Source organism: Micromonospora sp. HUAS YX12 (genome assembly GCF_040215685.1).
Lineage (GTDB): Bacteria > Actinomycetota > Actinomycetes > Mycobacteriales > Micromonosporaceae > Micromonospora > Micromonospora tulbaghiae.
In genome coordinates, this window is sequence record NZ_CP157974.1 from 2,518,311 (window position 1) to 2,541,856 (window position 23,546).

Here is a 23,546-nt window from a genome sequence, read left to right on the forward strand (position 1 = left end):
CGGCGGCGCGGGCGGGGAAGTGTCCGCCCGGCGGCATAGACTCGGACTGCGATGCATCCTCTCTTCGACATTCCCGCGTCCCCGCCCGCGCCGGAGTCCCGGCCGACCCCGCCGCGCCGTCCCGGGGGCGCCGGGTCGGATCCGGCCGCCCTCCTCGACGGCCTGAACGGCCCCCAACGGGACGCGGTGACCCACGCCGGCTCCCCGCTGCTGATCGTGGCCGGCGCCGGCTCCGGCAAGACCCGGGTGCTGACCAACCGGATCGCCTATCTGCTCGCCGCCCGCGACGTGCACCCCGGCGAGATCATCGCGATCACGTTCACCAACAAGGCCGCCGGTGAGATGAAGGAGCGGGTGGCCGCGCTGGTCGGCCCGCGCGCCCGGCTCATGTGGGTCTCGACGTTCCACTCCGCCTGCGTACGCATCCTGCGGGCCGAGCACGAGCACGCCGGCCTGAAGTCGACGTTCTCGATCTACGACGCCGACGACTCGCGCCGGCTGATGCAGATGGTCGCCCGCGAGCTGGACCTGGACCCGAAGCGCTACCCGGCCCGGGGCCTGGCCGCCCAGGTGTCGAACCTGAAGAACGAGCTGGTCGACCCGGAGGAGTTCGCCGGCCGGGCCAAGGGGCCGAACGAGCGGGCGCTGGCCGAGGCGTACACGCTCTACCAGCGGCGGCTGCGCGAGGCGCACGCGCTGGACTTCGACGACCTGATCATGACGACGGTGCACCTGCTCCAGTCGCACCCGCACGTGGCGGAGAGCTACCGGCGCCGGTTCCGGCACGTGCTGGTGGACGAATACCAGGACACCAACCACGCCCAGTACGTGCTGATCAAGGAGCTGGTGTCCGGGACCGAGGGGATCCCGCCGGCCGAGCTGTGCGTGGTCGGTGACGCCGACCAGTCGATCTACGCGTTCCGCGGCGCGACCATCCGCAACATCCTGGAGTTCGAGCGGGACTTCACCGACGCCCGCACGATCCTGCTGGAGCAGAACTACCGCTCGACCCAGACCATCCTCAACGCGGCCAACGCGGTGATCGACCGCAACACCTCCCGGAAGCCGAAGCGGCTGTGGAGCGACGCCGGGTCCGGCGAGCAGATCGTCGGGTACGTCGCCGACACCGAGCACGCCGAGGCCGACTGGGTGGCCCGGGAGATCGACCGGCTGGTCGACGACGGCGAGACCCGCCCGGGTGACGTGGCGGTGTTCTACCGCACCAACGCCATGTCCCGGGTGTTCGAGGAGGTGTTCATCCGGGTCGGGCTGCCCTACAAGGTGGTCGGCGGGGTGCGCTTCTACGAGCGCAAGGAGGTCCGCGACGCGCTCGCGTACCTGCGCGCGGTGGTGAACGACGACGACACGGTCAGCCTGCGCCGGATCCTCAACACCCCGCGCCGGGGCATCGGCGAGCGGGCCGAGGCGTGTGTGGAGGCGCTGGCCGCGCGGGACCGCATCTCCTTCGGCGCCGCGCTGCGCCGGGCCAAGGACGCACCCGGCATCTCCACCCGGGCGGCGAACGGCATCGCCGAGTTCGTCGCGCTGCTCGACGCGGCGCGGGAGCTGGCCGACACCGGCACGCCGGAGGAGGTGCTGGAGGCGGTGCTGACCCGCTCGGGCTACCTGGCCGAGCTGGAGGAGAGCCTCGACCCGCAGGACGCCGGCCGGGTGGACAACCTCCAGGAACTGGTGAGCGTCGCGCGGGAGTACACCGAGCGGATCGAGGCGCTCGGCGCCGACGACGAGCGGGCCACGCTCGCCGGTTTCCTGGAGCAGGTGGCGCTCGTCGCCGACGCCGACCAGATCCCTGCGTCACCGGGCTCGGCGCCTGACGGCGCCGAGGCAGACGACGCCGCGCCTCATCAGGGCGTCGTCACCCTGATGACGCTGCACACCGCCAAGGGCCTGGAGTTCCCGGTGGTCTTCCTGACCGGCCTGGAGGACGGCGTCTTCCCCCACCTGCGTTCGCTCGGGGACACCCGCGAGCTGGAGGAGGAGCGGCGGCTGGCGTACGTGGGCATCACCCGGGCCCGCCAGCGGCTCTACCTGTCCCGCGCGGTGACCCGGTCGGCGTGGGGTGCGCCCGCCTACAACCCGCCGTCGCGGTTCCTGGAGGAGCTGCCGACGGAGCTGGTCCGCTGGGAGCGCAGCGAGGGGTCGTACACCTCGTGGGGTGGCGGGGGCGGCGGCGTCGGCGGCCGGGCCGACCGGCTGGGCCGCGGCGGCTTCGCCGGCGGCACGCCCAAGGCGACCGAGCTGGCGAAGCGGCTGGGCGTGGACGCCAGCCGCCTGGCCACCGCGAGCGAGCTGAAGCAGGCCCCGAAGGTCTCCGTCGGAGACCGGGTCAACCACCAGCGGTACGGCCTGGGCCGGGTGCTGGCGGTGGAGGGGGCCGGGCCGGGCGCCCGGGCCCAGATCGACTTCGGCGACCAGACCATGTGGCTGGTGCTGCGGCACGCCCCGATCGACAAGCTCTGAGCGTCGGGCGGTCCTGACCGCCCGCACTCAACCCCGGACGTCACCGATCGCGTCTCACCCTGCATCCGCTCGTGGACGCGAGACGGATGCGACCTGGAGGTGGCGTGAGTCGCGACGAGGACGACGAACAGTTCCGGCTGTTCGTCCAAGCACAGTGGGGACGGCTGGTCCGCACCGCCTACCTGCTGACCGGCGACCGGGGGACAGCCGAGGACCTGGTCCAGTCGGCGCTGGAGAAGACCCATCGGCGCTGGGGGAGGGTGCTGCGCAGAGACGCGCCCGAGGTCTACGTGCGCCGGGCGATGGTCAACACGGCCATCTCGTGGCGGCGTCGGCGGCGGCCGCTGGAGGTGCCGCTGCTGACCTCCGACAGCGCGCCGGTGCCTGACGCGTACGCGCAGGTGGAGCAGCGGCGACTGCTGCTCGCCGCGCTGCGCCGGCTACCGCCCAGAACCCAGGCCGTTCTGGTGCTGCGCTACTTCGAGGACCTCAGCGAGGCGGACACCGCCCGGGTTCTCGGCTGCTCCGTCGGCTCGGTGAAGAGCCAGGCGTCGCGCGGGCTGGCCCGGCTGCGGGTCGAGTTCGCCCCGCCCGCCCCTGCGTCCCCGGTACGGCTCCAGGAGGATCCGGCATGACCGAGAACTTCGCCCGTTCGACGCTCGGTCCCGCGCTGTGCCAGGCCGCGCACGGTGTCGGCGTACCCGAGGACCCGTGGCCGGGGTTCGCCCGGCGCGAGCGACGGCACCGGCGCAACCGGCTGATCCGGGTGGCTGTGGCAGCGGTCGTGGCCGCGCTCGTCGGGGTCCAGTCCAACGTGGTGCCCCTCCCGGGCTGGGCGCCCGGCATCGCGGTCGCCGCTGCCCCGGCGGCGCTGCTCGACGCGCCGCCCCGGGGCGCGCTCGCCGGCGACCGGGCCTGGCTGGACACGCTACGGGAGCGGATCAGCGCCGATCCGGCGATGGGCCGCCCCACCGCACCGGGCGGCTCGAAGACGGACGGCTTCTGGAAGGTCGGGGATCGCGACCGGATCCGTCTGCTCTACGGCAGTGACCGGCCGGGCCGGCGGGTCGCACTGGTGGCGGTGCCGCTGCGGTTCGGCTTGCTCACCAAGGAGACGCTGGTCTGGTACGCGGGCCCGGCCGGTGCCGACGCCGGGCAGATGCGCTACGCCGGTCACAGCGAGGCCGCCGACGACCCGGTCATGACGCTGATGCAGGCCGGTCCGGACGGGGGCGCATTCGCGGTCGTCGTCGGGCCCCCGGGCTCCACCGTGACGATCAGTGGCGACCCTCGGTACACGCCGAGGGGAACGCTGGAGTACGAGGACATCGCGCGGGCGGACGGCAGCGGGGTCGGCTTCGCCGTCCTGCCTCCCGGGCCGCTGCGGCACGAACCCGTCGTCCGGGTCGGCGACGACAACCATGTGCTCTTCCAGGGCGGCCTGGGCGGCGGCCCGTACGCGGGGATCGACCCGACCGCGCGGGAGATGGACGTCCTGCTCACCGCCGCCCGGCGGGGCGCCAGAGGCACGCCGATGGCCGACGCCGACCTGCGCGACGTCGCCGGATGGGCGCTTCTCGACAGCCGGCTCCCGGTGGCCGGGACGACGGTACGGGTGCTGTGGTCGGGCACCGAGGGCGGCCGGCCCGCCGCGCTGCTCACCGTGCAGCCCGCAGGCGGCGGGGTGATCGCGTACGCGATGCACGGCGACCACCGCACCGGCTGGGGGGTCGACCTGCGGCTGCTGCTGCCGGCCGAGGGCGCCGACCGGCGGCCGATCGGCTGGCGGATCCGGGCCGACGGCGGCACCCGTCCGCCCACCGGCCAGGTGCGGGTGATCGCCCCGCCGGACGCGGCGCGGGTCACGGTCACGGTCGGCGGCGCACCTCCGGTCGCCGTAGCGCTCGACGCGTCGAAGTTGGGCACCACCCGGGTGCCGCCGGACCAGCCGGCCACCCTCACCGCGTACGCCACCGACGGCAGCGTCCTCGGCGCCACTCCGGTGCCGCCGGTCGAGACGGAAATGTCGGGCGTGCCCGGCGACAGCCCGGCCACCCGGGTGACCCCCTGACGCAGGCGTGGCCGAGCCGGAGACGGCTCGGCCACGCCGATGGATCACCCGCGTCAGCAGGCCACGCCGATGCCCCGGGCACGCAGGAACGGCGCCGGGTCGATCTGGTTCCACATCGCGCCCTGGTGCACCTCGAAGTGCAGGTGCGGGCCGGTGGAGTCGCCGGTGGAGCCCTCGTACCCGATGACCTGACCGGCCTTGACCGTGTCACCGACGCCGACGGCGAGCCGGCTCTGGTGGGCGTAGTGGGTCAGGTAGCCGTTGTGGTGGTCGATGAAGACCGAGATGCCGTAGCCGTCGCCCACGTCACCGGCCTTGACCACGGTGCCCGCCGCGGCGGCGTGGATCGGCGTGCCGGCCGGCATGGCGAAGTCGATACCGGCGTGCTGGGTGCCCCAGCGGGGCCCGTAGCAGGACGTGATGTCGGCGCCCTTCATCGGGATGACCCAGGCCGGCTTCTTCGCCACTGTCTTCTTCTTCGGCTTCGGCTTGGGTTTCGCAGTCGCCGTCTTCTTCGGTGCCGGGCTGGTCGCGCTCGCGCTCGGCGACGGGCTGGCCGGTGCGGCGGACGGGGTGACCGGCTCGCGGCCCGAGCGGTCGGCGCGGGCGGCGTCGTCGGCGCGGGCCGCCATGCCGAGGTCGACCGCGGCCGGCGTGGGCTCGGACGGGGCGGTGGTGACGACCGCGCCACCGATGCCGAGGCCGAGCAGGGCCACCGCGCCGGTGACCACGTAAACGGTGCGCCGGGCGCGGCGCGGGCGCCGGTGCCGGGCGGGAGCGTTGTCCGGGGTGGGGCTGCTGTGCTGCACGGGATCCTTCATCGGTTTCGAGGGGCACGTGACCTCGAAATACTGGTGTCGGCGCAGGTCGCAGCGGGTATCGGGGGTGCGGCAGCGGTGGCAGCGGTAGGCACGGCGCGTCCGGTTTCACACCGGGCGGCCGGTTCGGGCGAAGAGACGATCACCTGTCGATGTGCGTCCGCTCACATCCGTCGGTGTGACCTGGCAGACATCGGCGCAGACGAAACCGCCCGGACCGTGCGGTCCGGGCGGTGACGGGGCGGCACGGAGCGTCAGGAAGCGGCTACGTCGCTGTAAACTGCCTCGACTTCGAGCTGAATGTCCACTCCGCGATCCTTGAGGAACGCCACCGGATCCTGCGGCTGGCCCTTGACATGGATTTCCAGGTGCAGGTGGGAGCCGTATGAGTGGCCGGTGTTGCCGACCAGGCCGAGCTGGTCGCCGGCCTTCACCTCCTGGCCCTCCTTGACCGTCACCGCGGAGGAGTGGCCGTAGATGGCCTCGCTGCCGTCGGAGTGCTTGACGATGACGGCGTAGCCGTAGCCGCCGAACCAGCCGGCCTTGGTGACAGTGCCGGCGTGGACCGCCTTGTAGGGCGTGCCCTCGGGGGCGACCAGGTCGATGCCGGTGTGCAGCTTGCCCCAGCGCATGCCGTAGGGGGACTTGAAGTCGTAGCCGTGCAGCGGCAGGAGCCACGGGTCCTGCTCGGCGGCCTTGCTGTCGGTGCGGTCGGAACGGGAGGCGGTGTCCGCGCTCTTGCCGCGGTCGGCGGCGTCCTGGCTGGCGACCGAGGCCTGCCGGAGCTCGTCGAGGACCGACGGGTTGACGCTCTTGGCGTCGGGGAGGGCGTTCGCGCCGATGGCGACGATGCCGGCGCCGACGAACGCAGTGGTGACCACCGCGGCGTAGCGGCTCCGCGGGGGGGTGGGTACGCGGCGGCGGCCGCGATAGCGATCGGGCTCAGACGACAGGCGCTGGCGCACGCACACCCTCCGTTGTCGGGGATCCGATGCGACTCCGGACCGTTCGGTGAAGCTCGGCCGAACCTCCGGTGTCGCGTCGTCACCCGTCCGTGGACCTGATGACAACCGTGGACACGTTAGCCAACCGCCACTCCTGTCACAAGCCGAAGCGCCGAACTGCTGGTTCGTTATGTCCAATTCCATCCGACCTTGTCATATCTCGTGCTGCCGGTCGGATGCCTGTCGACTGCCCATTCGTCGCGGACAGTGACCGAACGGCGGAGGTGTCCGGCTTTCCGCGTACCCGGGTGGGCGGTAGGGGGCGGCTCGTACGTGGGAAGGTCCGGCCCGGCTTCCCGCCTCTCGCCCGGCCGGGTTACCGTTCGTTCAGGTCAGGAGTGCCGGTGAAAGGTGTGCGCAGATGAGCTCTCGTATCCGGGTCGTCGTCGCGAAGCCCGGCCTGGACGGCCACGACCGGGGCGCGAAGGTCGTCGCCCGCGCCCTGCGGGACGCCGGCATGGAGGTCATCTACACCGGCCTGCACCAGACGCCCGAGCAGATCGTCGAGACCGCGATCCAGGAGGACGCGGACGCGGTCGGCCTCTCGGTGCTCTCCGGTGCGCACATGACGCTGTTCAAGCGCGTCGTCGAACTGCTCGCCGAGCGCGACGCCACCGACATCGTGGTGTTCGGCGGCGGCATCATCCCCGAGGCCGACATCCCGGAGCTGGAGCGGCTCGGCGTCGCGAAGATCTTCACCCCGGGCGCCACCACCGGGTCGATCGTCGAGTGGGTGCGGGAGAACGTCGCCCAGCCGGTCGCCTGACCCGCCGCGTTCCCGGCTCCTGCGCTTCCGGCCCTGCGCTTCCGGCTCCGGGCACGGGGGAGGGGCCGGACGCACCCCTCACACGCCCGGCCCCTCTATGCACGATGCCCCGCCGCCACCCCTCGACCGACAGGGCATCGGCCGCTCCCGTCGCCGCGCTTGACCAGCGCGCCGACATCACACTCAACGACGCCCCCGGCAGGCGGTTACGCCCCGGCCCGGACATCCCCCGGACGGCTGACGCCGGCGTGGCCGCGTTCGGCCCGGCCGACCCCGGCCTGTGCATTACCGCACACCCCGCACCCGCTCGGTTGCCGCCCGTTCCCATCTCGTTAGGCTGCGGCAAATGGCCTGTCTCATCTGATGACAGGCGTCAAACTGATTTTCCGAAGCTGGTGGCGGCGCGACGGCGCGCCGCGGAGACGGGACGGGACGCGCAATCGTGGACCTGTACGAGTACCAGGGGCGGGACCTGTTCGAGCGGCACGGCTTGCCCGTGCTCGCCGGCGGCGTCGCCACTACCCCGGAGGAGGCCCGCGCGATCGCCGAACGCCTCGGCGGCCGGGTGGTCGTCAAGGCGCAGGTGAAGGTCGGTGGCCGCGGCAAGGCCGGCGGCGTGAAGCTGGCCGAGGGCGCGGAGGAGACGGTGGCCCGGGCCACCGAGATCCTCGGCATGGACATCAAGGGTCACACCGTCCACAAGGTCATGATCACGGTGACCGCGGACGTGGCCGAGGAGTACTACTTCTCGTACCTGCTCGACCGGGCGAACCGCACCTTCCTCTGCATCGCCAGCGTGGCCGGCGGTATGGACATCGAGCAGGTCGCGGCCGAGACCCCCGAGAAGGTCGTCAAGGCCCCGATCGACGCCAACACCGGCGTGGACGAGGCCAAGGCGCGCGAGATCGTGAGCGCGGCCGGCTTCCCGGCCGAGATCGCCGACCAGGTCGTCGAGGTCGCGGTCAAGCTGTGGCAGGCGTTCGTGGCCGAGGACGCCACGCTCGTCGAGGTGAACCCGCTGGCCACCACCAAGGACGGCAAGCTGCTGCTCCTGGACGCCAAGGTCACCCTGGACGAGAACGCCGCGTTCCGGCACCCGGACCACGAGGCCCTGGTCGACCAGGCGTCGGTGGACCCGCTGGAGCAGGCCGCGAAGGCCAAGGACCTCAACTACGTCAAGCTCGACGGCGAGGTCGGCATCATCGGCAACGGCGCGGGCCTGGTCATGTCCACGCTCGACGTGGTCGCGTACGCGGGCGAGCGGCACGGCGGCGTCAAGCCGGCCAACTTCCTCGACATCGGCGGCGGCGCGAGCGCCGAGGTGATGGCGAACGGCCTGGAGATCGTCCTGTCCGACCCGTCGGTCAAGAGCGTCTTCGTGAACGTCTTCGGCGGCATCACCGCCTGCGACGCGGTCGCCAACGGCATCGTGCAGGCGCTGGCGCTGCTGGAGCAGCGCGGCGAGAAGGCCACCAAGCCGCTCGTCGTGCGCCTCGACGGCAACAACGCCGAGGCCGGCCGGGCGATCCTCGACGGCGCGGCCAACCCGCTGATCCAGCGGGTCGACACCATGGACGGCGCGGCCGAGCGGGCCGCCGAGCTGGCAGCTGCGGGGGTCTGACAATGGCTATCTGGCTGACCAAGGACTCCAAGGTCATCGTGCAGGGGATGACCGGTTCCGAGGGTTCCAAGCACACCCGGCGGATGCTCGCCGCCGGCACCAACGTGGTCGGCGGTGTCAACCCGCGCAAGGCCGGCACCACTGTCGACTTCGACGGCACCGAGCTGCCCGTCTTCGCGTCCGTGGCGGACGCGATGAAGGAGACCGGGGCTGACGTCACTGTCATCTTCGTACCGCCGCAGTTCACCAAGGCCGCTGTGGTCGAGGCGATCGACGCCGGCATCGACCTGGCCGTGGTGATCACCGAGGGCGTGCCGGTGCACGACACCGCCGCGTTCTGGGCGTACAACCGGGCCCAGGGCGAGCACACCCGGATCATCGGCCCGAACTGCCCGGGCATCGCCTCGCCGGGCGCGTCCAACGCCGGCATCATCCCGGCCGACATCACCGGCTCCGGCCGGATCGGCCTGGTCAGCAAGAGCGGCACGCTGACCTACCAGATGATGTACGAGCTGCGCGACATCGGCTTCTCCACCTGCGTCGGCATCGGCGGTGACCCGATCATCGGCACCACCCACATCGACGCCCTGGCCGCCTTCGAGGCGGACCCGGAGACCGACGCCATCGTCATGATCGGTGAGATCGGCGGCGACGCCGAGGAGCGGGCGGCCGAGTTCATCAAGGCCAACGTCACCAAGCCGGTGGTCGGCTACATCGCCGGCTTCACCGCCCCGCCCGGCAAGACCATGGGTCACGCCGGCGCGATCATCTCGGGCTCGGCGGGCACCGCCGACGCCAAGAAGGCGGCGCTGGAGGCGGTGGGCGTCAAGGTCGGCAAGACCCCGACCGAGACCGCCAACCTGATGCGGGAGATCATGTCCGGCCGCTGAGCGGCCGAACGACGTGCCGAGGGGGTCGACCGGGTGACCGGTCGGCCCCCTCGCGTTCACCGGTACCAGTACGGGTAGTACGAGTTGCCCCGGGCGCGCACGATGGCGCTGGCGACGATGTTGATCACACCGAACGCGATGGCCAGCCAGCCGAGCAACTGCGACTTGCCGTTACGCCGGGCGTCGCGGATCGACAGCGCGCCGAAGACGATGCCCAGGATGCCGCAGCAGAACAGGCCGAAGACGATGCCGAGGACGCCCCAGAGCGTGGTCCGGTCCCGGCCGACGGCCGGTGGCGGCGGGGGCGGCGGAAACGGAGCGTGCACGGCATCCTCCGAGCGGTCGGCACCGCGACGGGAACGGTCGCGTCTGAGGCCGAGGCTAGACCGGATCACCGCCGCGGGACCGGGGTTCGGCGAACTCGCCACGCTGCCGACCCGGTATCGGACTGCCGTCCTCCGCGCGGCGTGCCAGAGTAGACACGATGTCACGCGTCACCCCTGACCAGCCCCGCCGTCCGGCCACCGGTCCCCCCGCCGGTGCCCGGCCGCCCGGCCGTGCCCGCCCGGCCCCGCGGGTGCCCGCGCCCCGATCGGGCGAGGAGCCCCGCAGCCGGGCCCCGCTGCCGGTCGCCGCCGGGGTGGCCGCGCTCTGGGCGGCGCTGACCTCCTGGCTGCCGGTCTCCGCCGTGCTGGGCCTCGCCCAGCTCAGCGAGGACGCCGGATCGTTCGGCGGCGCGTTGCGCGCCGGCCTGGCCGGCTGGCTGCTCGGGCACGGGGTGCCGTTGCAGACCACCGCCGGTCCACTCGGCCTGGCGCCGCTCGCGCTCAGCGCGCTCGCCGTCTGGCGGCTCACCCGCGCCGGGGTGCACGTCAGCCGGGCCGTCGGCGCGCGCGGGGCCGGCTCGCCCCGCCAGGCACTCACCGTCGCGGTCGCGGTCGGCATCGGGTACGCGCTGCTCGGCGCGCTCGCCGCGTTCGCTGTCGACGCGGGCGGCCTGCGGGTCTCCCCGGTCACCGCCGCGCTCACGTTCGCCGCGTTCGGCGTACCGGCCGCCCTGGTCGGCGCGCTCCGGAACACAGGCGTGTGGGCGCTGCTGGCCGCGCGCTGCCCGCCGCCGGTGCGCGACGGTCTGCGCACCGGACTGGTCGCGGCGCTGCTGCTGTGCGGCGCGGGCGCGGGTGCGGCCGGGCTCGCGGTGGCCACCGGTGGCGGCGACGCGGCCGACATGATCGGGGCGTACCGGACCGGGGTGGCCGGTCAGGCGGGCATCACCCTGGTCAGCCTCGCCTACGCGCCCAACGCCACCGCATGGTCGGCCAGCTACCTGCTCGGTCCCGGTTTCGCGGTCGGCACCGACACCGCCGTCCGTACGAGTGAGGTCTCAGTCGGCGCGCTGCCGGCCGTACCGTTGCTGGCCGGCCTGCCGCGTGGCCCGATGGACGGGCTGGGTGGCGCGCTGCTGGCCGTGCCGGTGCTGGCCGCGATGGCGGCCGGCTGGCTGCTGGCCCGGCGGCTGCTGCGCGCGGCGGCCGAGGAACGCGCCGAGGTGGGCTGGCCGGCGCTGCTGGTGCCGGCCGTGCTCGCCGGACCGGTAGCCGGCGCGCTGCTGGGGCTGTTCGCGGCGGCCTCCGGCGGGTCGCTCGGCGGTGGCCGGCTGGCCGAGATCGGGCCGTCGCCGTGGGCGGTGGCCGCGGTGGCCACGCTCGTGATCGGGGTGGGCGCGGCGCTGGGCGCCGCCGCCACCCGCACGCTGACCCGCACCCGCTGACGCGCCGCCGCCGAGGCCGACAGACGCGTCAGGGGCGCCCACCGGTCGGTGGACGCCCCTGGACGGGGACGATCAGGGCTGGGCCGGCAGGCTGACGTTGGCGACGATGCCCAGGATGATCAGAATGATGCCCAGGCCGGCGCCGATCGCGCCGCAGATCAGACCGGTCTTGGCCTGACCGTCGTTGTTGGCGAGCCCCTGCGCGGCCTTCTGGCGGCCCAGGTAGCCGGTGACGGCCGCGGCGATACCCAGCGGGATGCCGAGGTAGAAGCAACAGACCATCGGGATCGAGGCGATGCCGAGGATCATGGACACGAGGCCCAGCGTGTTGTTCGGGGCCTGGCCCGCCCCGGCCGGGTAGCCGGCGCCCGGGTACTGCGGCGCGGCGCCGTACGGCTGCTGCTGGGCGTACGGGTCCTGGCCGTAGGCGGGCTGACCCGACGTGGGCTGGCCGTACGGCTGGCCCGAGGTCGGCTGCTGGCCGTACTGCGGCTGCTGCCCGTACTGGGGCTGCTGGCCGTACTGCGGGGCCTGCGGCGGCTGGGCGTACGGGTCGTGCGGCTGAGCGTTCGGATCCTGGTTCGGCTGCTGGCCGTACGGGTCCTGTCCGGGGTAACCGGGCTGCATGTCTGGGTGCTCCTCAGGTCGGTTCGGGTTGTCGGTCAGTTGGTGCCGCTGCTGCCGGCGAGACCAGCCAGGCCGCTGAGGAGGCAACATCCCACCACGAGGACGGCGATCCAGATCAGGCCGACGATGAGGGCCCACTTGGACCACTTCTTGGACTCGGCGGCGGCGGCTTGGGCGCCCGCGTAGTCACCCTGCTGGATCAGCGGGTTGACCTTCGACGCGTTGATGATGGCCGGGATCGCGAGCGGCCAGAACAGGAAGATCGCGACGATGGACATCGTCATGTTGTTGTCGATCTGCTGCGGCTGCTGCGGGGGGTATCCGGGCTGCATGCGAAGTACTCCTCGGTCCGGCGGCACGCGACGTGCCGGCTTCTTCGTGGGGGTGCGGGCCGGGCACGGGGCCGGACACCGGGCGACCGGCAGCGTACCGCGATCACGCCACCGGGGAGGTCACCCGATGAGCCGCCGCCCCGCGGCCGGGCCGCCTGACCTGCCCGATAGGGTTGCCCGGTGACCGAGCCCGCGTCCGTCGCCCGCCTCGTCGTCCTCGTCTCCGGTTCCGGCAGCAACCTCCAGGCACTGCTGGACGCCACCGCCGACCCCGGGTACGGCGCCCGGGTGGTCGCCGTCGGCGCCGACCGGGACGGGATCGCCGGCCTGGACCGGGCCGCCACGGCAGGCGTGCCGTCCTTCGTCGAGCGCGTCAAGGACCACCCCACCCGCGCCGACTGGGACAAGGCGCTCACCGCCCGGGTCGCCGAGCACCGGCCCGACCTGGTCATCAGCGCCGGATTCCTCAAGCTCGTCGGCCCGGAGTTCCTGGCCGCGTTCGGCGACCGCTACCTCAACACGCACAACACGCTGCTGCCGGCGTTCCCCGGCATCCACGGCCCCCGCGACGCGCTGGCGTACGGCGTCAAGGTCACCGGGGCCACCCTGTTCTTCGTCGACGCCGGTATGGACACCGGCCCGATCGTGGCCCAGGTCGCCGTGCCGGTGCACGCCGACGACGACGAGGACACGCTCACCGAGCGCATCAAGTCCGCCGAGCGCCGCCAGCTCGTCGAGCAGGTCGGCCGCCTGGTCCGTGAAGGTTGGACGATCACCGGCAGAAAGGTCACCATCCCGTGAACGCCACTGAGGACGCCGGCCGCCGCCCGATCCGGCGCGCGCTGGTCAGCGTCTACGACAAGACCGGCCTGGCCGAGCTGGCCCGCGCCCTCCACGAGGCCGGCGTGGAGATCGTGTCGACCGGGAGCACCGCGTCGACGATCTCCGGGGCCGGGGTGCCGGTGACGCCGGTCGAGCAGGTCACCGGCTTCCCGGAGATCCTCGACGGGCGGGTCAAGACGCTGCACCCGAAGATCCACGGCGGCCTCCTCGCCGACCTGCGCAAGGACGCGCACGCCGCGCAGCTCGACGAGCACGGCATCGCCGGCATCGACCTGCTGGTCTCCAACCTCTACCCGTTCCAGGCCACTGTCGCCTCCGGCGCCGACGCCGACGAGTGCGTGGAGCAGATCGACATCGGCGGTCCGGCGATGGTGCGGGCCGCGGCGAAGAACCACGCCTCGGTGGCGGTGGTGACCGACCCGGCCGCGTACCCGGCGGTGGTGGCCGCGCTCGCCGAGGGCGGCTTCACGCCGGCCCGGCGCCGGGCGCTCGCGGCCCGCGCGTTCGCCGACATCGCCGACTACGACGTCGCGGTGGCCGACTGGTTCGCCACCACCGTGTCGCCGGCCGAGGACGGCTGGCCGGAGTTCGCCGGGCTGGCGCTGCGCCGCCAGGCGGTGCTGCGGTACGGCGAGAACCCGCACCAGGCGGCGGCGCTCTACACCGACCCGGGCGCGCCGGCCGGGCTGGCCCAGGCCGAGCAGTTGCACGGCAAGGAGATGTCCTACAACAACTACGTCGACGCGGACGCCGCCTGGCGGGCCGCCAACGACTTCCCGGACCAGCCGGCGGTGGCGATCATCAAGCACGCCAACCCGTGCGGCATCGCGGTCGGCGCGGACGTGGCCGAGGCGCACCGCAAGGCGCACGCCTGCGACCCGGTCTCCGCGTTCGGCGGCGTGATCGCGGTGAACCGGCCGGTCGACGCGGCGATGGCGGGGCAGGTCGCGGAGATCTTCACCGAGGTGCTCGTGGCGCCCGGCTTCGACGAGGGCGCGCTGGAGGTGCTGCGGGCCAAGAAGAACATCCGGCTGCTGCGGGCACCAGCGTTCGCCGTGCGACCGGCGGAGTGGCGGCAGGTCAGCGGCGGCGTGCTGGTGCAGACGCGGGACGCCGTCGACGCGCCGGGCGACGACCCGTCCGGGTGGACGCTCGCCACCGGCGACCCGGCCGACTCCGCGACCCTGCGCGACCTGGCGTTCGCCTGGCGGGCGGTACGCGCGGTCAAGAGCAACGCGATCCTGCTGGCCCGCGACGGCGCCACCGTCGGCGTCGGCATGGGCCAGGTCAACCGGGTGGACTCGGCGCGGCTGGCGGTCAGCCGGGCCGGTGACGAGCGGGCCCGTGGCTCGGTCTGCGCCTCGGACGCGTTCTTCCCGTTCGCCGACGGCCCGCAGATCCTCATCGACGCCGGGGTGCGGGCGATCGTCCAGCCGGGCGGCTCGATCCGGGACGAGGAGACCATCGCGGCCTGCAAGGCGGCCGGCGTGACCATGTACCTCACCGGCACCCGGCACTTCTTCCACTGACGAGTCCGGCCACCGGGTGCGTCAGCCGTCCGCACGGCGGACGCACCCGGACGTCGTGCCGTTGCCCGCCGCCGGAGGCGGTTGCTAGCGTGTGTGCGGCGACGATCGAGCGTCTCCGCTGTCTGTGAGCCCGGCAGGTGTGCCATGCGCGTTCGCGACCGGTTGACCGCCGTCGTCGTCACGCTGGCGTTCGTCCTGGCCGGACTGGGACCGGCCGCCGCACCCGCCGCGGTCGTCGAAGCGCTCGCCGCCGCGCCCGTTGCGGCCGCCGCCTCGGCGGGCGGAACGAGCCCGGTCGCGCTGCGTGCCGCGTACCCCGAAATCTCCTGGTCGGAGCGTGCCGCCGGGCCGTGGCACGACCAGGGCGGCGGCCTCGGCTACGCCGACGGACCGGACGACCTGGCCCCGGCCGCGCTCCCGCGCGTGGCCGGCCCGGCCCTGCCGGAGCCCGTCGTGCCCGCGCCCCGGCCGCCGGTCGTGCCGCTGCCGCCGCGCGGCCCGCTCGCCGCGCGCGCCCCGCCGGCCGCCTGAGCCGCACCGAACCCGCAGCCCGCACCGGGACGCGCGCTCGCGCCGCACCGGAACCCGCCGCGTCGACCCGGCGGTCTCCGCCGCGAGCCGCCGTCCACCGGTACGGCGGCACGCCTCACGCCGCCGGGTCCGCCTCGGGTTCGTCCCGGGTCCGCCTTCCGCGCGCGTGCCCGCATCGGAGGCCCCGCCCCCTCTTCCTCCGGGGGACGGGGCCTTCGTCGTCACGCCTCGGTGCGTACCTCGGCGAAGTGGCAGGCGCTGGGGTGCGGGTCCGCCGCGCGCGGCACCGCCTGCGGATCCTGGGTCGCGCAGACCTCCTCGGCCTTCCAGCAGCGGGTCCGGAAATGGCAGCCGGACGGCGGCTCGGCCGGGCTGGGCACGTCGCCGGTGAGCCGGATGACGGTCCGCCGGTCGCGGGCCTCCGGGTCGGGCACCGGCACCGCCGACAGCAGCGCCTGGGTGTACGGGTGGGTCGCACGCTGGTAGATCTGCTCCTCGGTGCCGATCTCCACGATCCGGCCCAGGTACATCACCGCGACCCGGTCGGAGATGTGCCGCACCACCGACAGGTCGTGGGCGATGAAGATGTACGACAGCCCCAGCTCGTCCTGGAGCTGTTCGAGCAGGTTGATCACCTGGGCCTGGATCGAGACGTCGAGGGCCGACACCGGCTCGTCACAGACGATGATCTCGGGCCGCAGCGCGAGCGCCCGGGCGATGCCGATGCGCTGCCGCTGACCGCCGGAGAACTGGTGCGGGTACCGGTTGACGTGCTCCGGGTTGAGCCCGACCACGTCCAGCAGCTCCTGCACCCGCTGCCGCCGGCTGCGCTTCGGGGCGGCCTCCGGGTGGATCTCGAACGGCTCGCCGATGATGTCGCCGACGGTCATCCGCGGGTTCAGCGAGGTGTACGGATCCTGCATCACCATCTGCATGTTCCGGCGCAACCGGCGCAGGTCCGCCCCGGTGGCCCGGAGCAGGTCGCGCCCCTCCAGCGTGACCCGCCCGGCGGTGGGCGTCTCCAGGCGCATGAGCAGCCGGGCCAGCGTGGACTTGCCGCAGCCGGACTCGCCCACCACGCCGAGCGTCTCGCCGCGCCGCAGCTCGAACGAGACGCCGTCGACCGCCTTGACCTGGCCGATGGTCTTCCTGAACAGCACGCCCTGACTGATCGGGAAGTACTTGACCAGCTGGTCGACGGCGAGGATCGTCTCGCCGCGCACCTTGGCGGGTTCAGCCGTCGCGGTCATCGTGCACCTCCTGGGCGAAGTGGCACGCGCTGGTCCGCCCGTCGCCGAGCACCAGGTCGTGCGGCACCTCGTCCACGCAGACCTGCTGGACGTACGGGCACCGGGGGTGGAACGGGCAGCCGGACGGGATCGCCATCAGGTTCGGCGGCAGCCCGCGGATGCTGGACAGCGCCTGGCCGCGCACGTCCAGGCGCGGGATCGACTCCAGCAACCCCTTCGTGTACGGGTGGGCAGGCGCCCGGTACAGCGCGTGCACGTCGGCGTGCTCGACGATCCGGCCCGCGTACATGACCGCGATCCGGTCCGCCACACCGGCGACCACGCCCAGGTCGTGGGTGATCAGGACGAGCGCCATGCCGAGGTCGCGGCGCAGGTCGGCCAGCAGGTCCATGATCTGGGCCTGCACGGTGACGTCCAGCGCGGTGGTGGGCTCGTCGGCGATCAGCACCTTCGGGTCCAGCGCCAGCGCCATGGCGATCATGACGCGTTGCCGCATGCCGCCGGAGAACTGGTGCGGGTAGTCGCCGAGGCGCTTCGCCGCGGCCGGGATCCGGACCAGGTCCATCAGTTCGACGGTGCGCCTGCGCGCGTCGGCGCGCGACATCCCGGCCCGCTCGCGTAGCGACTCGCCGATCTGCCAGCCGACCGGGAAGACCGGGTTCAACGCCGACAGCGCGTCCTGGAAGATCATCGCGATCTCGGCGCCGCGTATCTGCCGGCGTTCCTCCTCCGGCCGGGTGAGCAGGTCCCGCCCCTGGTAGAGGATCTGCCCGGCGCGCACGTACGCGGGCGGGGTGTCCAGGATGCCCATGATCGCCTGGGCCGTGACGGACTTGCCGGAGCCGGACTCGCCGAGCACCGCGAGCGTCTCACCGGCGTCCAGGTGGTACGTCACCCCGTTGATCACCCGGGCCACGCCGTCGCGGGTACGGAACTCGACGTGCAGGTTCCGTACCTCCAGCAGGTGCCCGCCGGGCGGGGTGGGTGAGGCCGGCGTGGGCCGGACCGACGACTGGGTCATGGCTGTGCCGGCCTTTCGCTCGCGACTGCGGGGCTCGCTGCGCTCACTCCTCGCGCTCGCATGGGGTGGTCACCGGAGCTTCGGGTCGAAGGCGTCGCGGATCGCGTCGCCGAGCATGATGAAGGCGAGCACGGTCAGGGCGAGGAACGTCGACGGCACGAGCAGCGGCGTCGCCGACTCCCGCATGTGCACCCGGCCGGCGTCGATGTCGATGCCCCAGGAGATGGTCGGCGCCTTCAGCCCGATGCCGAGGAAGCTCAGCGTCGCCTCGGCCGCGATGAACGACCCGAGCGCGATGGTGAGCACCACGATGGCCGGTGCGAGCGCGTTCGGCAGGATGTGCCGCCACATGATCCGGCCGTTGCCGGCCCCGAGCATCCGGGCCGCCGCCACGTAGTCCTGCTCCCGCGCGGTGATCACCGAGGAGCGGACCACCCGGGCCGCCGTGGTCCACCCGAGCAGCGCCAGGACGAGGATCACCGCGAGCAGCCGTACCGTGTCGCCGCTCGTGCTGACGCGCTTGAGCAGGACGATCGCGGCCAGCAGCAGCGGGATGCCGAGCACGATGTCGATCACCCGGGAGAGCACCGCGTCGACCCACTCGCCGAAGTAGCCGGCGAGCATGCCGACGACGAGCGCGATCACGCCGGTGATCAGCGCGGAGAACGCACCCACGAGCAGCGAGGCGCGGGCGCCGTAGACCGCCCGGGCGAACGTGTCGCAGCCCTGGAAGTCGTACCCGAAGATCGCCCCGCCGGACGGCCCGGCGTGCTGCCGCGACAGCAGGCAGTCACGCGGGTCGTTGGCGGCGAACAGCCCGGGCGCCACGGCCATCGCGGCGACCAGCACCACCAGGAGCAGGCTGATCCAGAAGACCGGGTTGCGGCGCAGGTCCCGCCAGGCGTCACCGGCCAGGCTGCGGGCCCGGTCCGGCCGCCCGGCCCGGCCCGGCGTGCCCGGTTCGCCGGAGACGCCGCGCCGCGCGGCCTGGTTCTCCGTGGCCGCCACCGTCTCGAAGTCGCTCACGGCCGCACCTCGCTGTGCTCACTCATAGCGGATCCTCGGGTCGAGGACGGCGTAGAGCACGTCCACCACCAGGTTGGACAGCAGGTAGACCACGACGAGCACGCTGACGATGCCGACCACCAGCGGGCCGTCCTCGGTGCGGATGCCGCGGAACAGGTTGAAGCCGACGCCCGGGACGTTGAACACGCCCTCGGTGATGATCGCGCCGCCCATCAGGTTGCCCAGCTCGACGCCGAGGAAGGTGACCACCGGGATGAGCGAGTTGCGCAGGACGTGCACGCCGACGATCCGGCGTCGCCGCAGGCCCTTGGAGCGGGCGGTCCGGACGTAGTCGGCGCGCAGGTTCTCGGTCACCGAGGTACGGGTCAGCCGCAGCGCGGTGGCCAGGGACAGCGAGCCGAGCACGATGCCGGGCAGCAGCAGCGCGTAGAAGGACGGCTGGGCTCCGGCGGTGGGCGGGAAGACCGGCCACCGGACGCCGAGGAAGTACTGGGCCAGCGGGGCCAGCACGATCGTGGGGATGCCGAGCACCAGCAGGGTGAGCACGAGCGTGGCGTGGTCGAACACGCCGGAGCGCCGGATCGCCGCGAGCACGCCCGCGGTGACCCCGAAGATCACCGTCACGGCCATCGCGATCACGGCGAGCTTCACGGTGACCGGCCAGGCGGCGGCGAGGATGTCGCTGATCTGCCGCCCGGTCAGCGACTCCCCGAGGTCGCCCTGGACCAGGCCGCCCAGGTAGTCGAAGTAGCGGTAGAAGAAGCCGCCGACGCCTGTCGCGTCCAGGTGGTACTTCTCGGTCAGGTAGGCCCGCTGCGCGGCGGTCACCGGCCGCTCCCCGGCGAGGGCCTGGATCGGGTCGCCCTGCCCGGCGAACATCAGCGCGTAGACGATCAGAGTGGTCCCGAAGAAGGCGAGGACCATCTGGAGCAGTCGCCGCAGGATGAAGCGGAGCATGCTGGCAAGTCTGCCGAAACAGGGCGAAATGCGTGCCAATGCGAGGGCCGGGCCACCCGGTGGGGGTGGCCCGGCCCGTCAGCGGGGTGTCAGGCGCGTTCGATCTTCAGCAGGTCCACCCGGTCGAAGAGGTCCACGTGGACGTTCTTGACCTTGGTCGAGTGGCCGAAGTTGTTCTGCCCGTACCGCAGCGGGATCACCGGCATGTCCTGCGCGAGCAGGTCCTCCGCCGCCTGGTACTTCTTGATCGCCTCGTCCTCGGTCGCCGCCCGGGCGCCCTCGGCGAGCAGCTTGTCGAACTCCGGGTTGCTGTAGCCGTAGTAGTTCGACGAGCCGGTGGTGCTGTACAGCGGGCCGAGGTAGTTCTCCATCGACGGGTAGTCCATGACCCAGCCCATCCGGAACAGGCCGACCGACTGCTTCTGCTTGAGCTTGGTCAGCAGGTCCGCGAACTTCGGCTCGGCGGTGCCGACGCAGTCCACGCCCAGGTTGGCCTTGAGCTGGTTGCAGGTGGCGTCGATCCAGTCCTTGTGGCCGCCGTCGCCGTTGTAGGACAGCTCGATCTTCTTCGGGCCGCCCGCGGCCTCGTACACGGCCTTGGCCTTGACCGGGTCGAACGCGCCCGCGGTGCCGATGGTGTTCTCCCGGTAACCGGCGACCACCGGGGAGACGAACGAGCGGGCCGGCTGCTGCGAGTCCTTGAAGATCGACTTGGTGATCTCGTCCCGGTCGATCGCCATCGAGATCGCCTTGCGCACCTCGGGCTTGCTGAACTCCTCCTGGAACGTCGGGAAGGCCAGCACCTGCAGCGACGAGGCCGGGCTCTGCTGGAAGCGGTCGCCCAGGTCGGTCGCGGCGGTCGACAGGTTCTCGGTCGGGATCGTCTTGATCACGTCGAGGTTGTCCGACAGCACGTCCGCGTACGCGGCGGTCGGCTGCTGGTAGATGCGGAACTCGACGCCGCCGACCTTGGGCTGCCGGCCCGGGAACGCGTCGTAGCGCTCCACCTCGACCTTGGCGTCGTGCTGCCAGTCGCCCTTCATCTTGAACGGGCCCTGGCCGATCGGCGCCTGCTCGTAGCCCTCGGCGAGCACGCCCGGGGCGGAGAAGGCCGCCTTGGGCAACGGGTAGAAGGCGGTGTAGCCGAGCATGGACTTGAAGTCCACGTACGGCTGGCTGAGCGTCACGGTGAAGGTCAGGTCGTCGACCTTCTTCAGGCCGCTGAGCGTCGTCGCCTTCGGGCTCTCGCCCTGCAGGTCGTCGTAGCCGGCCACCTTCTCGAAGAAGTAGCTGGAGTTCTGGCCGTTCGGCGCGTACGCGCCGTAGTTCCAGGCGTCGATGTAGTTGTCGGCGGTGACCTTCTCGCCGTTGTGGAACGTGTAGCCGGGCTTCAGCTTGATCGTCCAGACCTTGTTGTCGGACGTCGTCACCGAGTCGGCGGCCACCTCGTGCGGCTTGTTCGCCTCGTCGTAGTCGACGAGCGGGCTGAACAGGGCCGACAGGACCTGGGAGCCGCTCGTCTCGTTGGTGTTGGTGGGCACGAGGTGCTGCGGCTCGGCGATCTCGATCCGCACGGCCGCGTCGGAGTCGCCGGCACCGCCGCCGCCACCGCCCGAGCCGCAGGCCGTCAGGCCGAGCGTCACCGCGAGCGGGAGCGCGGCCCAGGCCGCGAGCCTACGAACACGCATGGAGTCTCCTCATCTCCTCACGCTGCGCGGCCGTCCCGGCGCTGGGTGACTCTGCGCAACGAGCGGTAACGGTAGGTCGCGATCCGGCCCGTCGGCAACTAGTGCGTGGTCAACTGATGACGGATCGTGTTCGGCGAACGTTGCCGCTGCCGCCCGTGCGTGCTAGAACCCGCCTCTTCCTGGGCTTTTCCTCGTCGCCGGTGGACGGGTCAGGGCATGGCCGGGAGCATCTGGGGCGTCTGGCGCGCCTGTCCGGTCCCTGCCTGTCCGGGTGCGCCCGGGCCGCCACGTCACAGTGACTGCTCACTCTCAGTGAGTTGAACCACCTTGCGCAGCGTGATCGTCGGCCGTCGTCGTCCGGGCCCGCCCGCGGGCGTGAGACGATCACGACGTGACGGCGACGATCCTGGACGGCAAGGCCACCGCGGCGGAGATCAAGGACGAGCTACGGGCCCGGGTCAAGGCGCTCGCGGAACGCGGCATCACCCCCGGCCTCGGCACGGTGCTGGTCGGGGAGGACCCCGGGTCCCAGGCGTACGTCAACGGCAAGCACCGCGACTGCGCCGAGGTCGGCATCGCCTCGCTGCGTGTCGCGCTGCCGGCCGACGCCACCCAGGAGCAGCTCGACGCGGCGCTCGCGGAGCTGAACGCCGACCCGGCCTGCCACGGCTACATCGTCCAGCTCCCGCTCCCCGAGCACCTCGACACGCAGCGCGCGCTGGAGTCGATCGACCCGGACAAGGACGCCGACGGGCTGCACCCGGTCAACCTGGGCCGGCTCGTCCTCGGGTACGACGCGCCGCTGCCCTGCACCCCGCGCGGCATCGTGGAGCTGCTGCGCCGGCACGACGTGCCGCTGCGCGGCGCGAACGTGGCCGTGGTCGGCCGGGGCAACACGGTCGGCCGCCCGCTGGGCCTGCTGCTGACCCGGCGCAGCGAGAACGCCACCGTGACGCTCTGCCACACCGGCACGCTCGACCTCGCCGCGCACACCCGCGCCGCCGACGTCGTCATCGTCGCCGCCGGGGTGCCCGGCCTGCTCACCGCCGACATGGTCGACCCGGGTGCGACGGTGGTCGACGTCGGCATCACGCGGGTCATCGGTGAGGACGGCAAGGGCCGCTACACCGGCGACGTGGACCCGGAGGTGGCCGAGGTCGCCGGCAAGCTGGTGCCGATGCCCGGCGGCGTCGGCCCGATGACCCGGGCGATGCTACTGACGAACGTGGTCGAACGGGCCGAGCGGGCGGGTTGACACCCACCCAGGTCATAACCGTCCGCCCCTGGCCCGATCGGTGCCAGGATGGCTGATACGGTCCGGAAAACCGACTGGTATCAGGGAGTGGGACGACCATGGGTAAGAAGGTCACTGTCGTCGGCGCCGGCTTCTACGGCTCCACCACCGCACAGCGCCTGGCCGAGTACGACGTCTTCGACACCGTCGTCATCACCGACATCGTGGAGGGCAAGCCGGCGGGTCTCGCGCTGGACCTCAACCAGTCCCGCGCGGTCGAGGGTTTCGAGACCAAGGTCGTCGGCGTCACCACCGGCCCGAACGGCGAGGGCTACGAGGCCATCGAGGGCTCGGACGTCGTCGTCATCACCGCCGGCCTGCCGCGCAAGCCGGGCATGAGCCGGATGGACCTGCTGGAGACCAACGCCAAGATCGTCCGGCAGGTCTCCGAGAACGTCGCCAAGTACGCCCCGAACGCCGTCGTCATCGTGGTGTCGAACCCGCTCGACGAGATGACCGCGCTGGCCCAGCTCGCCACCCAGTTCCCCAAGAACCGGGTGCTCGGCCAGGCCGGCATGCTGGACACCGCCCGCTTCACCAACTTCGTCGCCGAGGCGCTGAGCGTACCGGTGAAGTCGGTACGGACCCTGACGCTCGGCTCGCACGGCGACACGATGGTCCCGGTGCCGTCGAAGAGCACCGTGAACGGCAAGCCGCTGCGTGACGTCATGCCGGCCGAGCAGATCGAGGAGCTGGTCGTCAAGACCCGCAACGGTGGCGCCGAGGTCGTCGCGCTGCTCAAGACCGGTTCCGCGTACTACGCCCCGTCCGCCGCGGCGGCCCGGATGGCGAAGGCCGTGGCCGAGGACTCCGGCGAGGTCATGCCGGTCTGCGCCTGGGTGGACGGCGAGTACGGCATCTCCGGCGTCTACCTCGGCGTCGAGGCCGAGATCGGCGCCGAGGGCGTGAAGCGGATCGTCGAGACCGACCTGGACGCCGACGAGCTGGCCGCGCTGAAGGCGGCCGCCGAGGCCGTCCGCGCCAAGCAGGGCGACGTCGCCAGCATGTGACGCCCGACCACTGCTT

The 23,546-nt window shown here is 72.5% G+C and carries 22 protein-coding genes; 12 read left to right on the plus strand and 10 right to left on the minus strand.

Going from position 1 to position 23,546, the window contains the following annotated elements; translation table 11 throughout:
* The first annotated feature begins 51 nt into the window (after positions 1–51).
* The 3 genes from pcrA to ABIH81_RS12335 all read left to right on the plus strand — a co-directional run bounded on the left by pcrA (position 52) and on the right by ABIH81_RS12335 (position 4,552).
* Positions 52–2,481, plus strand: a complete 2,430-nt coding sequence (gene pcrA / locus ABIH81_RS12325; RefSeq protein WP_349880372.1) for a DNA helicase PcrA — start codon at positions 52–54, stop codon at positions 2,479–2,481.
* A gap of 104 nt (positions 2,482–2,585) precedes the next feature.
* Positions 2,586–3,116 carry a SigE family RNA polymerase sigma factor gene (locus tag ABIH81_RS12330; protein ID WP_233586163.1) on the plus strand — a complete coding sequence of 177 codons (531 nt, stop codon included), beginning with the start codon at positions 2,586–2,588 and terminating at the stop codon, positions 3,114–3,116.
* On the plus strand, positions 3,113–4,552 hold the full coding sequence (locus ABIH81_RS12335; RefSeq protein WP_349880374.1) for a hypothetical protein: 1,440 nt from the start codon (positions 3,113–3,115) through the stop codon (positions 4,550–4,552). Before ABIH81_RS12330 ends, ABIH81_RS12335 begins: the two co-directional genes overlap by 4 nt.
* 53 nt (positions 4,553–4,605) lie before the next feature.
* On the opposite strand, the gene ABIH81_RS12340 is transcribed toward ABIH81_RS12335, so the two are convergent.
* Both ABIH81_RS12340 and ABIH81_RS12345 read right to left on the minus strand, forming a co-directional pair.
* Entirely contained in the window at positions 4,606–5,373 is a 768-nt protein-coding gene (locus ABIH81_RS12340) for a M23 family metallopeptidase (RefSeq protein WP_349880375.1), read from the minus strand.
* A 251-nt stretch (positions 5,374–5,624) separates the two neighbouring features.
* On the minus strand, positions 5,625–6,335 hold the full coding sequence (locus ABIH81_RS12345) for a M23 family metallopeptidase (protein WP_349880376.1): 711 nt from the start codon (positions 6,333–6,335) through the stop codon (positions 5,625–5,627).
* Between the two features lie 400 nt (positions 6,336–6,735).
* Here ABIH81_RS12345 and ABIH81_RS12350 point away from each other — a divergent pair, with 400 nt between their 5' ends.
* The 3 genes from ABIH81_RS12350 (at position 6,736) to sucD (ending at position 9,651) form a co-directional block, all read left to right on the plus strand.
* Positions 6,736–7,140 carry a cobalamin B12-binding domain-containing protein gene (locus ABIH81_RS12350; protein WP_349880377.1) on the plus strand — a complete coding sequence of 135 codons (405 nt, stop codon included), beginning with the start codon at positions 6,736–6,738 and terminating at the stop codon, positions 7,138–7,140.
* Positions 7,141–7,582: 442 nt separating this feature from the next.
* Entirely contained in the window at positions 7,583–8,761 is a 1,179-nt protein-coding gene (gene sucC, locus ABIH81_RS12355; protein ID WP_349880378.1) for an ADP-forming succinate--CoA ligase subunit beta, read from the plus strand.
* A gap of 2 nt (positions 8,762–8,763) precedes the next feature.
* Positions 8,764–9,651, plus strand: coding sequence for a succinate--CoA ligase subunit alpha (gene sucD, locus ABIH81_RS12360; RefSeq protein WP_349880379.1), 888 nt, complete (start codon positions 8,764–8,766; stop codon positions 9,649–9,651).
* 56 nt (positions 9,652–9,707) lie between these two features.
* Here sucD and ABIH81_RS12365 read toward each other — a convergent pair whose 3' ends face one another.
* Positions 9,708–9,977: a DUF4190 domain-containing protein gene (locus tag ABIH81_RS12365; RefSeq protein ID WP_349880380.1), complete on the minus strand. Its 270-nt coding sequence runs from the start codon at positions 9,975–9,977 to the stop codon at positions 9,708–9,710.
* Positions 9,978–10,135: 158 nt separating this feature from the next.
* Here ABIH81_RS12365 and ABIH81_RS12370 point away from each other — a divergent pair, with 158 nt between their 5' ends.
* Positions 10,136–11,422: a DUF6350 family protein gene (locus ABIH81_RS12370; protein ID WP_349880381.1), complete on the plus strand. Its 1,287-nt coding sequence runs from the start codon at positions 10,136–10,138 to the stop codon at positions 11,420–11,422.
* Between the two features lie 72 nt (positions 11,423–11,494).
* Here the strand turns inward: ABIH81_RS12370 and ABIH81_RS12375 are convergent, their stop codons facing one another.
* Both ABIH81_RS12375 and ABIH81_RS12380 read right to left on the minus strand, forming a co-directional pair.
* Positions 11,495–12,049 carry a hypothetical protein gene (locus ABIH81_RS12375; protein WP_349880382.1) on the minus strand — a complete coding sequence of 185 codons (555 nt, stop codon included), beginning with the start codon at positions 12,047–12,049 and terminating at the stop codon, positions 11,495–11,497.
* Positions 12,050–12,084: 35 nt separating this feature from the next.
* On the minus strand, positions 12,085–12,381 hold the full coding sequence (locus ABIH81_RS12380; RefSeq protein ID WP_349880383.1) for a CD225/dispanin family protein: 297 nt from the start codon (positions 12,379–12,381) through the stop codon (positions 12,085–12,087).
* A gap of 180 nt (positions 12,382–12,561) precedes the next feature.
* Here ABIH81_RS12380 and purN point away from each other — a divergent pair, with 180 nt between their 5' ends.
* The 3 genes from purN to ABIH81_RS12395 all read left to right on the plus strand — a co-directional run bounded on the left by purN (position 12,562) and on the right by ABIH81_RS12395 (position 15,284).
* Complete coding sequence (purN, locus tag ABIH81_RS12385; RefSeq protein WP_349880384.1) at positions 12,562–13,182, plus strand: phosphoribosylglycinamide formyltransferase; 621 nt, start codon at positions 12,562–12,564, stop codon at positions 13,180–13,182.
* Positions 13,179–14,753, plus strand: coding sequence for a bifunctional phosphoribosylaminoimidazolecarboxamide formyltransferase/IMP cyclohydrolase (purH, locus tag ABIH81_RS12390; protein ID WP_349880385.1), 1,575 nt, complete (start codon positions 13,179–13,181; stop codon positions 14,751–14,753). The genes purN and purH overlap by 4 nt, the downstream gene beginning before the upstream one ends.
* A 144-nt stretch (positions 14,754–14,897) precedes the next feature.
* Positions 14,898–15,284: a hypothetical protein gene (locus tag ABIH81_RS12395; RefSeq protein WP_349880386.1), complete on the plus strand. Its 387-nt coding sequence runs from the start codon at positions 14,898–14,900 to the stop codon at positions 15,282–15,284.
* A gap of 221 nt (positions 15,285–15,505) precedes the next feature.
* Here ABIH81_RS12395 and ABIH81_RS12400 read toward each other — a convergent pair whose 3' ends face one another.
* The 5 genes from ABIH81_RS12400 to ABIH81_RS12420 all read right to left on the minus strand — a co-directional run bounded on the left by ABIH81_RS12400 (position 15,506) and on the right by ABIH81_RS12420 (position 21,226).
* The gene (locus ABIH81_RS12400; RefSeq protein ID WP_349880387.1) at positions 15,506–16,534 is read right to left on the minus strand and encodes a dipeptide ABC transporter ATP-binding protein; all 1,029 of its coding nucleotides are present in this window, start codon (positions 16,532–16,534) and stop codon (positions 15,506–15,508) included.
* Positions 16,518–17,555 carry an ABC transporter ATP-binding protein gene (locus ABIH81_RS12405; RefSeq protein WP_349880388.1) on the minus strand — a complete coding sequence of 346 codons (1,038 nt, stop codon included), beginning with the start codon at positions 17,553–17,555 and terminating at the stop codon, positions 16,518–16,520. Before ABIH81_RS12405 ends, ABIH81_RS12400 begins: the two co-directional genes overlap by 17 nt.
* A gap of 69 nt (positions 17,556–17,624) precedes the next feature.
* On the minus strand, positions 17,625–18,581 hold the full coding sequence (locus ABIH81_RS12410; RefSeq protein ID WP_349880389.1) for an ABC transporter permease: 957 nt from the start codon (positions 18,579–18,581) through the stop codon (positions 17,625–17,627).
* A gap of 18 nt (positions 18,582–18,599) precedes the next feature.
* Positions 18,600–19,538, minus strand: coding sequence for an ABC transporter permease (locus tag ABIH81_RS12415; RefSeq protein WP_349880390.1), 939 nt, complete (start codon positions 19,536–19,538; stop codon positions 18,600–18,602).
* Between the two features lie 89 nt (positions 19,539–19,627).
* Positions 19,628–21,226 carry an ABC transporter substrate-binding protein gene (locus tag ABIH81_RS12420; RefSeq protein WP_349880391.1) on the minus strand — a complete coding sequence of 533 codons (1,599 nt, stop codon included), beginning with the start codon at positions 21,224–21,226 and terminating at the stop codon, positions 19,628–19,630.
* A 391-nt stretch (positions 21,227–21,617) separates the two neighbouring features.
* Here ABIH81_RS12420 and ABIH81_RS12425 point away from each other — a divergent pair, with 391 nt between their 5' ends.
* Positions 21,618–22,481 (plus strand): bifunctional methylenetetrahydrofolate dehydrogenase/methenyltetrahydrofolate cyclohydrolase, encoded by an 864-nt coding sequence (locus tag ABIH81_RS12425; RefSeq protein WP_349880392.1) that lies wholly within the window; start codon positions 21,618–21,620, stop codon positions 22,479–22,481.
* Between the two features lie 98 nt (positions 22,482–22,579).
* Positions 22,580–23,530: a malate dehydrogenase gene (gene mdh / locus ABIH81_RS12430; RefSeq protein WP_349880393.1), complete on the plus strand. Its 951-nt coding sequence runs from the start codon at positions 22,580–22,582 to the stop codon at positions 23,528–23,530.
* The last annotated feature ends 16 nt before the right edge of the window (positions 23,531–23,546 follow it).

Bases quoted from the DNA above. Each gene is read 5' to 3' on its own strand.
- pcrA (WP_349880372.1), top strand. From the start codon at position 52: ATGCATCCTCTCTTCGACATTCCCGCGTCCCCGCCCGCGCCGGAGTCC.
- ABIH81_RS12335 (WP_349880374.1), top strand. From the start codon at position 3,113: ATGACCGAGAACTTCGCCCGTTCGACGCTCGGTCCCGCGCTGTGCCAG.
- ABIH81_RS12340 (WP_349880375.1), bottom strand. From the start codon at position 5,373: ATGAAGGATCCCGTGCAGCACAGCAGCCCCACCCCGGACAACGCTCCC.
- ABIH81_RS12350 (WP_349880377.1), top strand. From the start codon at position 6,736: ATGAGCTCTCGTATCCGGGTCGTCGTCGCGAAGCCCGGCCTGGACGGC.
- sucD (WP_349880379.1), top strand. From the start codon at position 8,764: ATGGCTATCTGGCTGACCAAGGACTCCAAGGTCATCGTGCAGGGGATG.
- ABIH81_RS12370 (WP_349880381.1), top strand. From the start codon at position 10,136: ATGTCACGCGTCACCCCTGACCAGCCCCGCCGTCCGGCCACCGGTCCC.
- ABIH81_RS12375 (WP_349880382.1), bottom strand. From the start codon at position 12,049: ATGCAGCCCGGTTACCCCGGACAGGACCCGTACGGCCAGCAGCCGAAC.
- ABIH81_RS12380 (WP_349880383.1), bottom strand. From the start codon at position 12,381: ATGCAGCCCGGATACCCCCCGCAGCAGCCGCAGCAGATCGACAACAAC.
- ABIH81_RS12395 (WP_349880386.1), top strand. From the start codon at position 14,898: ATGCGCGTTCGCGACCGGTTGACCGCCGTCGTCGTCACGCTGGCGTTC.
- ABIH81_RS12400 (WP_349880387.1), bottom strand. From the start codon at position 16,534: ATGACCGCGACGGCTGAACCCGCCAAGGTGCGCGGCGAGACGATCCTC.
- ABIH81_RS12405 (WP_349880388.1), bottom strand. From the start codon at position 17,555: ATGACCCAGTCGTCGGTCCGGCCCACGCCGGCCTCACCCACCCCGCCC.
- ABIH81_RS12415 (WP_349880390.1), bottom strand. From the start codon at position 19,538: ATGCTCCGCTTCATCCTGCGGCGACTGCTCCAGATGGTCCTCGCCTTC.
- ABIH81_RS12420 (WP_349880391.1), bottom strand. From the start codon at position 21,226: ATGCGTGTTCGTAGGCTCGCGGCCTGGGCCGCGCTCCCGCTCGCGGTG.
- mdh (WP_349880393.1), top strand. From the start codon at position 22,580: ATGGGTAAGAAGGTCACTGTCGTCGGCGCCGGCTTCTACGGCTCCACC.